General features: G+C 46.3%; 1 protein-coding gene. It reads left to right on the forward strand.

The window, feature by feature from the left end:
* Positions 1–822: IS110 family transposase (locus AB4274_RS21755; protein ID WP_372113215.1), on the forward strand; the 822-nt coding region annotated here is incomplete at its 5' end.
* Positions 823–859: the final 37 nt, after the last annotated feature.

An 859-nucleotide genomic window follows, 5' to 3' on the forward strand; every position in this document is an offset into this window, starting at 1 on the left:
CTTGGGCACGACGCCCGCATCATGGCCGTTAAATACGTGGTTCCTTATCGAACTAAAGGAAAGAACGACCTTAATGATGCTGTTGCCATATGCGAAGCTGTTCAGCGTCCATCAACTCGCTTTGTACCCGTAAAATCCCCCGAGCAACAAGCCATCTTATCGGTACATAGAATGAGAGAGCATTGGGTTCGTGAACGCACCGCGCTTATGAATCGCATGCGCGCCCTACTTTCTGAGTTCGGGTTAATCATTCCTGTTGGTCGCTCTTCATTAATGAAACACGTTCCCTTAATGCTTGAAGATGCAGAAAATGAACTGCCACATCTCGCTAGAACGGTGATTGCCGATGCTTATCACCACCTTGGTGAATTAAATCAACGTATCGCCGATACTGAACAAGTCTTCGACTCTTTTGCTAAGGTCAGCGCTAATGTTCAACGAGTGATGAACGTTCGGGGCATTGGACCGCAAACCGCTACTGCGATACTTGCTTCCATAGGTAACGGCTCTCAATTTGATAAAAGCCGTGATTTCTCTGCTTGGCTAGGACTAGTACCAAAGCAATATTCCACAGGAGGAAAGCCACGCTTAGGTCGGATAACCAAACACGGTGATAAATACTTACGAACACTATTAGTTCATGGCGCAAGGACCGTGATTGCCAACCTTGGCGACAAGCAAGATAAGTTAAGTCAGTGGTGTCGAGGCGTTCTAGAACGAAGAGGAATGAACCGAGCGATAGTGGCACTTGCCGCGAAGAACGCACGAATTATATGGTCGCTTTTACACAATCAAACAGAATACGAAAACTATGCTGCTTAAGTAAAAAACTAAGCAGCATAGAGAGTTAAACCCACCG

It is taken from the genome of Vibrio sp. 10N.261.55.A10 (assembly GCF_041470825.1).
Taxonomy (GTDB): domain Bacteria; phylum Pseudomonadota; class Gammaproteobacteria; order Enterobacterales; family Vibrionaceae; genus Vibrio; species Vibrio crassostreae_C.